This window comes from Knoellia tibetensis (genome assembly GCF_048606415.1).
In the GTDB taxonomy this organism is placed as follows: Bacteria; Actinomycetota; Actinomycetes; order Actinomycetales; family Dermatophilaceae; genus Knoellia; species Knoellia tibetensis.
In genome coordinates this window covers 639,692-652,370 of the sequence record NZ_JBMBWF010000001.1, presented here as the reverse complement: position 1 = coordinate 652,370, position 12,679 = coordinate 639,692, and the positions used below count along the sequence as shown (strand labels likewise).

The following is a 12,679-nucleotide window of genomic DNA, read 5'->3' as shown; positions in this document are numbered from 1 at the left end:
TCGTCGGTCAGCCCCGAGGTGCCGTGAGGTAGACGTAGCTCGAGTGCCGCTCGAACCCGAGGTGCTCGTAGAGGCGGATGGCCGTCGCGTTGTCGGCCTCCACCTGCAGGTGGACGAGCCGTATGCCGTCCGCCTCCGCTCGCGCCGCGAGCGCGCGGGTGAGCCGGGTCGCCAGCCCGCGCCCACGCATGGCCGGGTCGGTCCACACGGCCGCGAGCCCGGCCCACCCGCCGGCGAACGCGAGGCGGCCGATGGCCACAGGCCGGGGGTCGCGCGAGCCCGGGGTGTCGAGGCCGAGCCGCTGGGCGAGCCCACCACCCGTGGCGATGCTCGCGAAGAGCTGGCCGGGGCTGCCCGTGAGCACGCGCGCGGCCACCTCGCGTTCGAGGGGCCGGCTCAGGGAGTAGGCGGCGAGCCAGGAGTCGTCGAGGTCGCTGGTGATGCGCACCCCTGGGGCGTCGGTCGCGGGGGCGTCGGTGCCGCCACCGGCCACGGTCTGCGTCGCCGCCGTGAGGTTGAGCGTGCGGTCGCCGGCGGTCCAGCCGCGGCCGAGCAGCTCGGCGCCGAGCGGGTCGTCGCCGGGTGCGAACCCGACCGGCCCGGGGAGGGACACCTTCGCGGGGAGGCCGCGGGCGGCATACCACTGCTCGACGCGGTCGACCGCCTCCGAGAGGGGGAGCCCGGGGGTGCCCACGGGCAGGACGGAGTTGCCGCGCTGGGTGAAGCCGCTCGAGGCGCGCAGCTCCCAGTCGCCGAGGTGCTCGCGCTCGACGGCGCCCCACGCGGGACCCATGACGCGCTGGAGGTCGTCGACGGAGATCGCCAGGTGCGCGGCGCGACGGCTGGGTCGGGGTGGGACCTCCTTGGCCGCGACGATCCGGTCGCGGGGGATGGTGACCTCGCCGTGGCGCGTCTGGACGACGACCTCGGTGTCGGTGCGGGAGACCAGCGTGCCCACGGCATCGGTCATCGACGGGCCGTCGTGGGGCGCTTCGCGACGTGGGTCCAGTCGCGATCTGACGACGACGCGGGCGCCGATGCGGACGGCGTCGAGAGGGGCGGGCACGACCGGCATACTATGGCCGCATGACGTACGTGATCGCGCAGCCTTGTGTCGACCTCAAGGACAAGGCCTGCATCGAGGAATGCCCTGTCGACTGCATCTACGAGGGTGAGCGGTCGCTCTACATCCACCCAGACGAGTGCGTCGACTGCGGTGCGTGCGAGCCGGTGTGCCCCGTGGAGGCGATCTACTACGAGGACGACACCCCCGAGCAGTGGGCCGACTACTACAAGGCCAACGTCGAGTTCTTCGACGACCTCGGCAGCCCCGGCGGCGCGGCGAAGATGGGGCTCATCCCCAAGGACCACCCGCTGATCGCGGCCCTGCCGCCGCAGGAACATGACGAGTGACCTTCTCGCTTCCTGACTTTCCCTGGGACTCGCTCGCTCCGGTCAAGGAGCGGGCGAGTTCTGTTGCCACGGACGACGGGCTGGGGCTCGTCGACCTCTCCGTCGGCACGCCGGTCGACCCGACGCCGGAGGTCGTGCAGGAGGCGCTGCGCTCGGCGTCGGACGCGCCCGGCTACCCGCAGACGTGGGGGACGCCCGCGCTGCGCGAGGCGGTGGCGACGTGGTTCGCCGCGCGCCGCGGCGTCCCGGACGTCGACCCCGACGGCGTGCTCCCGACCGTCGGCAGCAAGGAGCTCGTCGCCTGGCTGCCGACGCTGCTCGGTCTCGGGGCGGGTGACGTCGTCGGCTTCCCGTCCGCGGCCTACCCGACCTACGACGTCGGTGCCCGGCTCGCGGGCGCGACGCCGAAGGTCGTCGACGGGCTTGCGGCACTTGGTCCGCTGACGCCTTCGACCACGCCAAAACTGCTGTGGCTCAACAGTCCTGGCAACCCCACCGGTCAGGTCCTCGGGGTCGAGCACCTCGCCAAGGTCGTGGCCTGGGCGCGTCGTCACGGTGTCGTCGTGGCGAGCGATGAGTGCTATGCCGAGCTCGACTGGCGCACCGACCGCGGGGCGGGAGAGCCTCCGACGACCCCCTCGATCCTCGACCCGCGGGTCTCCGGCGACTCGCACGAGGGCCTGCTCTGCGTCTACTCGCTGTCCAAGCAGTCCAACCTCGCGGGCTACCGCGCCGCCTTCGTCGCCGGCGACCCGGCCCTCGTGGGGCGGCTGCTCGAGGTCCGCAAGCACGCGGGGATGATCGTGCCGTGGCCGGTCCAGGTCGCCCTCACCGCTGCGGTCGGCGACGCTGGGCACGTCGAGGCGCAGAAGGCGGTCTACGCCGCGAGGCGCGCGACCCTCCTCGAGGGGGTGCGTGCGTTCGGGCTCGAGGTGACCCACAGCGACGCCGGACTCTACCTCTGGGCGACCGCCGGGGAGGACGCCTGGACGACGTTGGGCCGGCTCGCCGAGCGTGGCCTCCTGGCCGCCCCCGGCACCTTCTACGGCCGGGCCGGCCAGCAGCACGTGCGCATCGCGCTCACCGCCTCCGACGAGCGGATCGCCGCGGCCGCAGCCCGGCTCGGCGGCGGGTCCTGACTCTCTCTCGCCCCCCGGCAGTGCGTGGCCCCGCAGACCGGGTGGACCGTGCTTTTCGTCGTCGCGGACCTCTGAGGTAGCGTCACTGGAGCGCGAGCGGCGCCCACTGCGAGCTCGCCCGAGACGTGAGGAACCGAATACACGATGAGCACCGACGCAGCGGCCGGCGCGACCTTCAAGGTGCGCGAGACCGAACTCAGCTTCCCCCTCGTCAAGGCATCCGAGGGCAACAACGGCTACGACATCTCGAAGCTCCTCAAGGAGACCGGCGACGTCACCCTCGACATCGGGTTCGTCAACACGGCGTCGTGCAACAGCGCCATCACCTACATCGACGGTGACGCGGGCATCCTGCGCTACCGCGGCTACCCGATCGAGCAGCTCGCCGAGAAGTCGAGCTTCCTCGAGGTCTCCTACCTCCTCATCTACGGCGAGCTCCCGAGCCAGTCCGAGCTTGACGCCTTCACCGAGCGGGTGCGCCAGCACACGATGCTCCACGAGGACCTCAAGGCCTTCTTCAACGGCTTCCCGCGCGACGCGCACCCGATGCCGGTCCTGTCGTCGGCCGTCTCCGCGCTCGGCACCTTCTACCAGGACAGCCTCGACCCGTTCGACAAGGAGCACGTCGAGATCTCGACGATCCGCCTCCTCGCCAAGCTCCCGACGATCGCGGCCTACGCCTACAAGAAGAGCATCGGCCAGCCGTTCCTCTACCCGGACAACCGCCTGTCGCTCCAGGAGAACTTCCTCCGGATGACCTTCGGCGTCCCGGCGACGGACTACGACATCGACCCCGACATGGTCAAGGCGCTCGACCAGCTGCTCATCCTCCACGCCGACCACGAGCAGAACTGCTCGACGTCGACCGTGCGGCTCGTCGGCTCGGCCCACGCCAACCTCTTCAACTCGGTCTCCGCGGGCATCCACGCGCTGTCCGGGCCGCTGCACGGTGGCGCCAACTCGGCCGTGCTCGAGATGCTCGACGGCATCCTCCAGAGCGGCGGCGACGTCGACACCTTCGTCAAGAAGGTGAAGAACAAGGAGGACGGGGTCAAGCTCATGGGCTTCGGCCACCGCGTCTACAAGAACTACGACCCCCGCGCGGCGATCATCAAGAAGACGACCGACACCATCCTCAACAAGGACGGCGTGGGCGACCCGCTCCTCGACATCGCGCTCCAGCTCGAGCAGCGCGCCCTCGAGGACGACTACTTCATCGAGCGCAAGCTCTACCCGAACGTCGACTTCTACACCGGCCTCATCTACAAGGCGATGGGCTTCCCGACCAAGATGTTCACCGTCCTCTTCGCCCTCGGCCGCCTCCCCGGCTGGATCGCCCAATGGCGCGAGATGATCGAGGACCCGGACACCAAGATCGGCCGCCCGCGCCAGATCTACACCGGCGAGACCGAGCGCGACTACACGGCGATCTCGAGCCGCTGACGCGAGCCGGCTCCACGGCATACGGAAGAGCCCCGACCTGCACGACGCAGGTCGGGGCTCTTCTGTCGTATGCCGTCCGCTCAGCTCCCGTCGCGGCCGGTCTCCTCCTGGAGCCGGTCGATCTGCTCCGAGGCCTGCGCCTTGGTGAGGTCGGCGGGGAGCTCCTCCCCGGCCTCGCGGGCGAGGGTGTCGAGGTAGCTGCGCTGGGCGCCGGTCATCGGCTCCTCGCCGGTGACCCATTCGCTCGGGTCCTTCTCGGTCGTCGTGGGGCGCGGCCCGCCGAGGACCTCGCCGCCTTCGCGAGCCTGGTCGCCGCCCTCGGTAGAGGTCGTCGCGGTGTCGTCGGTGCCGTCGTTCGAAAACGTGTTCGATGTCATGTCTCGACCGTACCCCGATGCCGCGCCTGATGACGGGGTCGGTGCGGGCCCGTTTCGGCAGCCGGCCTCAGGTGAGGTGGAGCCGGACCTCCTGGGATCCGACGGGGGTCTCGGCCGACTGCCACTCCCACGCCGACGAGTCGCGGCTGCGGGTCCACTGCCGGTCGCCGATCGTCACGCCGGTGATCCCGGTGTCGACCGCCTTGGCCACGGCCCACGAGGCGACCGACCACGCGAGCTGCTCGCTGGGCGCCTGCACCGAGAGGGTTCCGTCGACGGCCTTGGTGGTGAGGGCGTACTCCGCGTCGAGGAGCCGGCCGACGAGCGCGACGTCGGCCTCGCCCTCGGGGTCGTCGAGGCGGCAGCCGACGCCGCGGGGGGAGTGGCCGGCGAGGCTCGACGCCAGGATGCGGCCCTCCTGCTCGTGGTCGGCGTAGGCCTCGGGATAGGCGCTGCGCTGCACCTTCTGCGCGACCACGGTGATCGTCCCGGTCTCCCAGCCGTCGACCTTGACGAGCGCGTCGTAGAACTTGTTGGTCGAGTACTCCGGGTCGAGGATCTGCTCTACCGTGCCCCAGCCCTGCGACGGCCGCTGCTGGAAGAGGCCGACCGAGTCGCGGTCGCCGTAGCGGATGTTGCGCAGCTTCGACTCCTGGATTGCAGTGGCGAGGGCGATGGTCGCGGCCCGGGCGGGCAGGCCGCGGCGCAGAGCGATGGCCGTGATCGTCGCGGCGTTGCTCATCTGCTCGGGGTCGAAGTCGACCGAGGACCCGGCGGCCGAGGCCTGGCAGCGCGGCCCGAGAACGCTCTGGAAGAGGGTGCGGCCGCCGAACCACGCGCCGAGCCCGGCGACGAGGACGACGGTGAGCACGAGTCCGCGCGCGACCCAGCTGCCGGGTCCGCGGCGCGGACGCTCCTCGGCCAGCGCGAAGCCGTTGCGGGACCGGGGCATCAGTCGTTGGCGTGCAGGACGGAGTTGAGCACGATTCCGTGGCCGTCCCGCGGACGCGCCTCGACGGTGCCCGTCACCGAGTTGCGGAGGAAGAGCAGGTTCGACTGACCCGAGAGCTCGCTCGCCCTGGTGACGGTGCCGTCGGGGAGAGTGACCTTGGTGCCGGCGGTGACGTAGAGGCCGGCCTCGACGACGCAGTCGTCACCGAGGGCGATGCCCAGCCCCGACTCGGCCCCGAGCAGGCAGCGCTCGCCGATCGAGACGCGCTCGGTGCCGCCACCGGAGAGGGTGCCCATCGTCGAGGCCCCGCCACCGATGTCGGAGCCGTCGCCGACGACGACACCCTGCGAGATGCGTCCCTCGACCATCGAGCTGCCGAGGGTGCCGGCGTTGAAGTTGACGAAACCCTCGTGCATGACGGTGGTGCCGCTCGCGAGATGGGCGCCGAGGCGCACGCGGTCGGCGTCGGCGATGCGCACGCCGGAGGGCACGACGTAGTCGGTCATCCGCGGGAACTTGTCGATGCCGAAGACCTGGACCGGCCCGCGGGCGAGCAGGGCCAGACGGGTCGACTCGAAGCCCTCGACGGCGCACGGCCCGTGGTTGGTCCACACGACGTTGGTGAGCGCGCCGAAGAGCCCGTCGAGCGAGACCGAGTTGGGGGCGACGAGGCGGTGGGAGAGCAGGTGCAGGCGCAGCCACGCGTCGGCAGTGTCGGCAGGAGCCGCGTCGAGGTCGACCTCGACGAGCCGGACCTCACGGGTGACGCCACGGTCAGGGTCGGCGACGGCGAGCGCGGACAGCCCCCGGGGCTCCTCGGCACCCGAGCCCGCACCCAGCGCCGGGGCGGGGAACCACACGTCGAGGACGGTGTCGCCGTGGAGGGTGAGCAGGCCGTAGCCGTGTGCCGCGCGCGAAGTCATGCGGGCAAGACTAGATGCCGCACCTGCACGCCGATGCGCCCCTCGCCCGTGCAACGACACCTCGCAGGTCAGGGCGTCGCGGCATCCACCGGAACGGCCCGGGGCCACCGTCGATAGGGTCGGGCACATGCCGCTCGATCTCACTGCCGACGTCGTCACCCTCACCGCCGCGCTCTGCGACATCGAGTCGGTGAGTCGGGACGAGGCCGCCATCGCGGACGCGATCGAGGACGCCCTCAGGCCGCTCGAGCACCTCACGGTGAAGCGCATCGGCAACACCGTCGTCGCGCGCACCGAGCAGGGGCACGGCGAGCGGGTCGTCCTCGCCGGGCACATCGACACCGTGCCGCTCACCGACCCTCCGAACGTCCCCGTGCGACGGCTTCCCGGCGGTGACGGTGAGGGCGAGGTGCTCTGGGGTCGCGGGACGGTCGACATGAAGGGCGGCGTCGCGGTCCAGCTGCGGCTCGCCGCCACGGTGCCCGCCCCGAGCCGGGACGTCACCTTCGTCTTCTACGAGGGTGAGGAGATCGAGAGCGAGTTCAACGGGCTGCTGCACGTGCAGGAGCGGGCCCCCGAGCTCATCGAGGACGCCGACTTCGCCGTGCTGCTCGAGCCGACCGGAGCCATCGTCGAGGGCGGGTGCAAGGGCACCATGCGCATCGACATCACGACCAAGGGTGCCGCGGCGCACTCGGCCCGGCCGTGGAACGGGCACAACGCGATCCACGACGCGGCGGACATCCTCAGCCGGCTCACGGCATACGAGCCGCGGACGGTGACGGTCGACGGGCTGGAGTACCGCGAGGCACTCAACGCGGTGAGCATCACCGGAGGCATCGCCGGCAACGTCATCCCCGACCGGTGCACCGTGTCGGTCAACTACCGCTATGCGCCGGACCTCACCGAGGACGACGCCGTCGCGCACATGCACGAGGTCTTCGACGGGCTCTCGTTCGCGGTCACCGACAACGCCGGGGGAGCTCGCCCGGGTCTCGACCTGCCCGCCGCCAAGGCCTTCGTCGAGGCGCTCGGTGTCGACGTCATCGCCAAGCAGGGGTGGACCGACGTGGCGCGCTTCCAGGCGATGGGCGTGCCGGCCGTGAACTTCGGCCCCGGCGACCCCAACCTCGCCCACCACGACGAGGAGCGCTGCCCCGTCGACCAGCTCGTCGCGGCGGAGGCCGCAATGCTCAGGTGGCTCGCCTAGGTTGGTCCCGTGACTGACGCGACCGACGCACAGGAGCCCTGGGACGCCACGCAGGACTACGTCAAGGGGCCGGTCGTCATGCGCCGGTCCAAGGTCCCGCACGAGACGACCGACCAGCGGCTGCTCGACAGCCGTGGCTCGGCCGACTGGGTGCACACGGATCCGTGGCGTGTCATGAGGATCCAGTCCGAGTTCGTCGAAGGCTTCGGCGCGCTTGCCGAGCTCGGTCCGGCGGTGAGCGTCTTCGGTTCGGCGCGCACCCGACCGGACGACCCGGTCTACGCCCTCGGTGAGCGCCTCGGCGCCGGGCTCGTCGCCGCCGGCTACGCCGTCGTCACCGGCGGTGGCCCGGGTGCGATGGAGGCCGCCAACAAGGGCGCGTGCGAGGCCGGGGGCACCTCGGTCGGGCTCGGCATCGAGCTGCCCTTCGAGACCGGGCTCAACGAGTACGTCGACCTCGGCGTGAACTTCCGCTACTTCTTCGCGCGCAAGACGATGTTCGTCAAGTACGCCCAGGGCTTCGTCGTCCTGCCCGGTGGCTTCGGGACCCTCGACGAGGTCTTCGAGGCGATCACGCTCGTGCAGACCCAGAAGGTCACGTCGTTCCCGATCGTCCTGCTGGGGTCGAGCTACTGGCAGGGGCTGCTCGACTGGCTGCGCGGCTCGGCGCTGGCCACCGGCACGATCAACGCCGAGGACCTCGAGCTCGTCTCGCTCACCGACGACGTCGACGAGGCCATCTCGCTCATCGTCGAGTCCGACCGCGCCCTCGCGCGCGACGAGCCCGAGGGGACCGGCACCCACGCCGAGTGATCGGTCCGGGTCGCCGCCGGGGTGGCGCGCCCGCCACGACGTCGGGCGCGGCTCGTCGGATGTCCGGGCCGCCCACACAGCGCGTGGCACCCGGCGCGCTCGGTTCCTCCGCTGTCCTCGTCACGCCTAGGATCGGCGACGTGGAATGGGTCGCCCTCGCACTGCTCACCGCCGCCGTCGTCGCGGGCACGGTGCTCATCGCCACGGGCAGGGTCGAACCGGACCTCCTCAGCGAGCCGACGAGCACGCGACCGCCGCTGGGGCTTCCCGACGAGCCCGGCAGCGAGGACGTCGACCGGCTCCGGCTCGGCACCTCGGTCTACGGCTACGCCGTCGACGACGTTGACACGGCTCTCGAGGCCCGGCGCGCCCGTCTCGCCGAGCAGGAGCGCGAGCTCGCCGACCGGCGGCAGGAGCGCCCCGAGGACGAGCGCGAGGATGCTGACGAGCGCGAGCATGAGGAGCAGGACGGTCATGTTCACCCTCACGCGTGAGAGCGCCCTGCCCGCCGACGAGCTGTGGGCTCGTGTCGCCGCCCTCGCGGACCACGCGACGACCGTGCCGCTGACGACGACCCTCGCCGACCCGGGTGAGCCGGGGCGCGGCTGGCGCTTCACCGTGCGCACCGCGATCGGCCCCGTCCACCTCGACGACCCGATGGTCGTCGAGGAGTGGGAGGCGCCGCGGCGCTGGCGGATCCGCAAGACCGGCACCCTCCAGGGGTGGGCCGAGGCGGTCGTCTCCCCGTATGCCCGTGGCTCCCGACTTGCGTGGACCGAGGAGCTCTGGCTCGACGGTGTCCCCGGTCTGCGAGCGGCGACGCGGCCGCTCGGTGACGTCTTCGGACGGGTGATCTTCGGCCGGGTCGTGGACCGCCTCGTCTCGGACGACCCCGTCGGGGGCGAGCCGTGATCTGGGCGCTCCTGCTGAGCCTGCCCGTCCTCGCCTGTGCCGCAGTGCTCGCCGCCGTCCTCGCACGCCGGGAGCCACCTGTCCGGACGGCCGACGGTGAGACGCTGCGGCTGCAGCTCGTCGGCTACCCGGTGGGCCGGGTCGACGAGGCGCTCGCCCGGCTCGACGCCCAGATCGCCGCCAACGACGTGCGGCTGCGCGGCGAGTCCGAGGCGCCCACGGCACCGGACGAGGACGCTGCGGCTCCCGCAGCCGCTGCGGCGCTCGCCCTCGCAGCCGCCCCGGTGGGGGAGCGGACCACGAGTGTGGCCCCGAGCGGCGAGGACGCCACGACGTCAGGCGACCCGGCCGAGAAGCCGGCCACGGCGACCGCGGACGCAGCAGGCGAGGACCACACGCCACGCATCGACTGGGCGGTGGCCGACCTCGTCGTCGTCGCGGCCTACGTCGGCACCGCCCTGCACGTCCTGTCCAACCTCGTCGGCAAGGTCTCGTCCGGCTACCTCTCGCAGGGCGTCCAAGACCACCAGGCGTTCGAGTGGTACTTCGGGGCCTCGGCGCACAATGTCGCCACTCTCTCGAACCCCCTCTTCAGCGACCGGCAGAACTTTCCCGACGGCGTCAACCTCATGGCCAACGCCGCCGTCACCGGTCTCGGCGTGCCGCTGGCCCCGGTCACCCTCCTGCTCGGCGCCCACGTGACGTTCTTCCTCGTCGAGCTGCTCGGCCTCGCCGGCACCGCGGCCGCCTGGTACTGGTTCCTGCGGCGCCGCGGCCTCGTCCGGCCCGCCGCCGCCGTCGGCGGCTGGGTCACCGGCTTCGCCCCGGCGATGGTCTCGCACGCCAACGGCCACCCGAACTTCGTCTCGCTCTTCCTCCTCCCGGTCATCCTCGACCGCGTCCTGCTCCTCGGGCAGCGCGACCGGAAGGTGCGCGACGGCGTCGTGCTCGGCCTGCTCGTCACGTGGCAGATCTTCATCGGCGAGGAGCCGCTGCTGCTCATGGCCATCGGCGTGCTCGTCGTCGGGCTCGTCCTGCTCGCCCACCGGCGGCTCGCGGTCGCGCGGATGGCTCCGGGTGTGGCGATCGGGGCGGCCGTCTCGCTCGCCCTCGTCGCGCTCCCGCTGTGGTGGCAGTTCGCGGGGCGACAGAGCTACACCTCGATCTACCACCCGCCCGGCGGCAACGACCTCGCCGCGCTCTGGGGCCGGGCCACCCGCACCATCGGCACGGACCCGTGGGCGTCGGCGGCGCTGTCGATGAACCGCACCGAGGAGAACGCGTTCTTCGGCATCCCCCTGTGGTTGCTGGCGGGAGTCATCGTCGTCGTGCTCGCGCGCCGACCGATCGTGCAGGCGCTCGGCGTCCTCGCCGTGGTCGCCTGCTGGCTCTCGCTGGGAGAGGAGGTGGTCCTGCGCGGCCAGCCGACCGGCATACCGGCGTTGTGGTCGCTCTTCGACGAGCTGCCCGTCCTCGAGAACGTCCTGCCGACGCGCTTCGCGATGATCGCGATCCCCGCGCTCGCGGGTCTGCTCGCCATCGCGATCGACGCGGCCTTCCGGTCCTCGCTACTGAGGGACACCGCCACCGCCCCCGACATCGCCGACGACGACGAGCCCGACCGCGACGGCGTGCTGCCCTCGCGTGACCGCATCGTCGGCTGGGCCGCCGTCATCGTCGCCGCGGGCGCCCTGCTCCCGATCCTGCCGACGCCTCTCGCCGTCGACCCGCGCCCAGAGGTGCCGACGTTCTTCACCGGTGACGCGTGGCGGGACTGGAGCCACGGCGGCTCGATCCTCGCCGTGCCGCCGACCGACATCGTCGACGCGCGGGCGTTCGACTGGCAGCTCGCAGCCGACACGCTCGCCTTTCCCATCGTCGAGGGCTACTTCGTCGGCCCCAACGGGCAGCCGGACCGCGGCGGGCAGTACGGCGCGACGCGGCGGCCGTTCTCGCTGTGGCTCTACGACGTCAACGCCGCCAACACACTCACCGTCGCGACCGACGCCCAACGTCAGCAGTTCGAGGCCGACCTCGTCGCGTGGCGCACCGACACCGTCGTGCTGCCCATGCGGGAGCAGACCGCCGCCCTGCGCGGCTCGCTCGTCACCGTCCTCGGCGAGCCGCAACAGGTCGAGGACGTCTACGTCTGGGACGTCCGGGGCCTGCGGTTGTGACGGCGACCGAGGAACGCGCGGCCGGGAGCGCCCGGCCGTCGAGATCGGTGCTCACCGTCGCCGGCCGGCGTCACCTCGGCTCGCTCGCCCTGGCGCACCCGGTCCGGGCGGTCCTCCTCGTCTACGCCGTCTCCCGCCTCGTCGCCCTCGGGGCGATGTGGGTGGCCGCCACGTGGTTCCAGAACCCCGCCGGTGTCGGCCACCTCGACCCCAACGTCGGCGACCTCATCTCGCTCTGGGATGCCGAGTGGTACGAGACCATCGCCACCCAGGGCTACCCCGTGCCCCTGCCGGCCGACCCTGACACGGGCAAGCTCACCTACAGCGCGTGGGCCTTCTACCCGCTCTTCCCCTTCCTCGTGAAGGGGCTGATGACGCTCGGCCTGCCGTTCACCGCCGCCGCCGTCGGCCTCAACCTCGTCCTCGGCGGTCTCGGAGCCGTCCTCATCTGGGCCGTCTTCCGCCACGGGCTGCACGCCGAGCCGCGTCCGGGGCGCGAGCGTCTCGCACTCGTGGCGGCCGGGCTGTGGTGCTTCTACCCGGCGACCGGCGTCATGCTCAAGCCCTACACCGAGCCCCTCGCGGTCGTCCTCGTCGCCGCCTCGCTGCTCTACCTCATGAGACGCCGGTATGCCGTCGTCGCCCTTCTCGCGGTGCCACTCGGCCTCACCCGCGGGGTCGCGCCCGCCATCGGCTGCGCCGCTCTCGTCCACCTCGTGGTCCGGATCCGCGAGGAGCGGGCCGCCGGGGTGAGCCCGCTGCGCGGCGCCCGGGCGTCCGCCGCCCTCATGCTCGTCGTCACCGGCCTGTCCGGGCTCGCGTGGCCCGTCGTCGCCGGCGTCGTCAGCGGGATCCCGACGGCGTTCTTCGACGTCCAGGAGGCGTGGGGCCAGAAGCCCGCGACCGGTCCCTTCATTCTCTGGGTCCAGTGGGCGTGGGACGGGCGCGGGCTCGCCGGCGTCGCCGTCCTCCTCGCGCTCGCGGGGACCTACGTCGCGCTCATCCTCGGCCGGCACGGGCGGTGGCTCCCGGTCGAGGTCCGGGCCTGGGCGGTGGCCTACCCGTTCTACCTCTTCGCCGTCGTACGGCCGATCACGAGCATGTGGCGGTTCCTCCTCCTCGACTTCCCGATCGCCGCGCTGCTCGCCAGCGTGGCCATGCGGACCTCGACGGGGGAGCGAATCGTCACGCACTGGCGGCGCAGGGTGGTGGTGCTTCTCGTCCCGGTCGTCCTCGGGCTCGTCTGGTGGACCTGCGTGCTGCTCACCTACAGCCCGTGGGGGTCGAGGCCGCCCTGAGTCGACACGGCCCCCCGATTTC

The 12,679-nt window shown here is 72.1% G+C and carries 13 protein-coding genes; 9 read left to right on the top strand and 4 right to left on the bottom strand.

All coding sequences use genetic code 11. The features are described 5' to 3' along the window. Window positions 1–7: 7 nt before the first annotated feature. Window positions 8–1,066 (bottom strand): GNAT family N-acetyltransferase, encoded by a 1,059-nt coding sequence (locus ACOJV7_RS03055; RefSeq protein WP_420188688.1) that lies wholly within the window; start codon window positions 1,064–1,066, stop codon window positions 8–10. A 20-nt stretch (window positions 1,067–1,086) separates the two neighbouring features. Between ACOJV7_RS03055 and fdxA the strand changes: the two genes are divergently transcribed. The 3 genes from fdxA to ACOJV7_RS03040 all read left to right on the top strand — a co-directional run bounded on the left by fdxA (window position 1,087) and on the right by ACOJV7_RS03040 (window position 3,995). Then, window positions 1,087–1,413: a ferredoxin gene (fdxA, locus tag ACOJV7_RS03050; protein ID WP_035947089.1), complete on the top strand. Its 327-nt coding sequence runs from the start codon at window positions 1,087–1,089 to the stop codon at window positions 1,411–1,413. Then, complete coding sequence (gene dapC, locus ACOJV7_RS03045) at window positions 1,410–2,552, top strand: succinyldiaminopimelate transaminase (protein ID WP_420188686.1); 1,143 nt, start codon at window positions 1,410–1,412, stop codon at window positions 2,550–2,552. The genes fdxA and dapC overlap by 4 nt, the downstream gene beginning before the upstream one ends. Window positions 2,553–2,696: 144 nt before the next feature. After that, window positions 2,697–3,995 carry a citrate synthase gene (locus ACOJV7_RS03040; protein WP_420188685.1) on the top strand — a complete coding sequence of 433 codons (1,299 nt, stop codon included), beginning with the start codon at window positions 2,697–2,699 and terminating at the stop codon, window positions 3,993–3,995. 80 nt (window positions 3,996–4,075) lie between these two features. Here the strand turns inward: ACOJV7_RS03040 and ACOJV7_RS03035 are convergent, their stop codons facing one another. The 3 genes from ACOJV7_RS03035 to dapD all read right to left on the bottom strand — a co-directional run bounded on the left by ACOJV7_RS03035 (window position 4,076) and on the right by dapD (window position 6,247). Continuing rightward, window positions 4,076–4,372: a DUF3072 domain-containing protein gene (locus ACOJV7_RS03035; protein WP_420188683.1), complete on the bottom strand. Its 297-nt coding sequence runs from the start codon at window positions 4,370–4,372 to the stop codon at window positions 4,076–4,078. 67 nt (window positions 4,373–4,439) lie between these two features. Further along, the gene (locus tag ACOJV7_RS03030) at window positions 4,440–5,324 is read right to left on the bottom strand and encodes a hypothetical protein (protein ID WP_420188682.1); all 885 of its coding nucleotides are present in this window, start codon (window positions 5,322–5,324) and stop codon (window positions 4,440–4,442) included. After that, window positions 5,324–6,247, bottom strand: coding sequence for a 2,3,4,5-tetrahydropyridine-2,6-dicarboxylate N-succinyltransferase (gene dapD, locus ACOJV7_RS03025; protein ID WP_420188681.1), 924 nt, complete (start codon window positions 6,245–6,247; stop codon window positions 5,324–5,326). Before dapD ends, ACOJV7_RS03030 begins: the two co-directional genes overlap by 1 nt. 127 nt (window positions 6,248–6,374) lie before the next feature. Between dapD and dapE the strand changes: the two genes are divergently transcribed. From dapE to ACOJV7_RS02995, 6 genes are all read left to right on the top strand, one after another. Beyond that, the gene (gene dapE / locus ACOJV7_RS03020) at window positions 6,375–7,457 is read left to right on the top strand and encodes a succinyl-diaminopimelate desuccinylase (RefSeq protein ID WP_420188680.1); all 1,083 of its coding nucleotides are present in this window, start codon (window positions 6,375–6,377) and stop codon (window positions 7,455–7,457) included. 78 nt (window positions 7,458–7,535) lie between these two features. Further along, window positions 7,536–8,270, top strand: coding sequence for an LOG family protein (locus ACOJV7_RS03015; protein ID WP_420190367.1), 735 nt, complete (start codon window positions 7,536–7,538; stop codon window positions 8,268–8,270). Between the two features lie 140 nt (window positions 8,271–8,410). Beyond that, window positions 8,411–8,764: a hypothetical protein gene (locus ACOJV7_RS03010; protein WP_420188679.1), complete on the top strand. Its 354-nt coding sequence runs from the start codon at window positions 8,411–8,413 to the stop codon at window positions 8,762–8,764. Then, complete coding sequence (locus ACOJV7_RS03005; protein WP_420188678.1) at window positions 8,727–9,182, top strand: SRPBCC family protein; 456 nt, start codon at window positions 8,727–8,729, stop codon at window positions 9,180–9,182. Before ACOJV7_RS03010 ends, ACOJV7_RS03005 begins: the two co-directional genes overlap by 38 nt. Continuing rightward, a complete protein-coding gene (locus tag ACOJV7_RS03000; protein WP_420188677.1) occupies window positions 9,179–11,359 on the top strand; it encodes a hypothetical protein in 2,181 nt (726 codons plus the stop codon). The genes ACOJV7_RS03005 and ACOJV7_RS03000 overlap by 4 nt, the downstream gene beginning before the upstream one ends. After that, the gene (locus ACOJV7_RS02995) at window positions 11,356–12,657 is read left to right on the top strand and encodes a hypothetical protein (RefSeq protein ID WP_420188676.1); all 1,302 of its coding nucleotides are present in this window, start codon (window positions 11,356–11,358) and stop codon (window positions 12,655–12,657) included. Before ACOJV7_RS03000 ends, ACOJV7_RS02995 begins: the two co-directional genes overlap by 4 nt. Window positions 12,658–12,679 lie beyond the last annotated feature (22 nt).

Coding starts and splice junctions, on each gene's coding strand:
- ACOJV7_RS03040 (WP_420188685.1), top strand. CDS start 2,697: ATGAGCACCGACGCAGCGGCCGGCGCGACCTTCAAGGTGCGCGAGACC.
- ACOJV7_RS03005 (WP_420188678.1), top strand. CDS start 8,727: ATGAGGAGCAGGACGGTCATGTTCACCCTCACGCGTGAGAGCGCCCTG.
- ACOJV7_RS03035 (WP_420188683.1), bottom strand. CDS start 4,372: ATGACATCGAACACGTTTTCGAACGACGGCACCGACGACACCGCGACG.
- dapE (WP_420188680.1), top strand. CDS start 6,375: ATGCCGCTCGATCTCACTGCCGACGTCGTCACCCTCACCGCCGCGCTC.
- ACOJV7_RS03015 (WP_420190367.1), top strand. CDS start 7,536: ATGCGCCGGTCCAAGGTCCCGCACGAGACGACCGACCAGCGGCTGCTC.
- fdxA (WP_035947089.1), top strand. CDS start 1,087: ATGACGTACGTGATCGCGCAGCCTTGTGTCGACCTCAAGGACAAGGCC.
- ACOJV7_RS03030 (WP_420188682.1), bottom strand. CDS start 5,324: ATGCCCCGGTCCCGCAACGGCTTCGCGCTGGCCGAGGAGCGTCCGCGC.
- dapD (WP_420188681.1), bottom strand. CDS start 6,247: ATGACTTCGCGCGCGGCACACGGCTACGGCCTGCTCACCCTCCACGGC.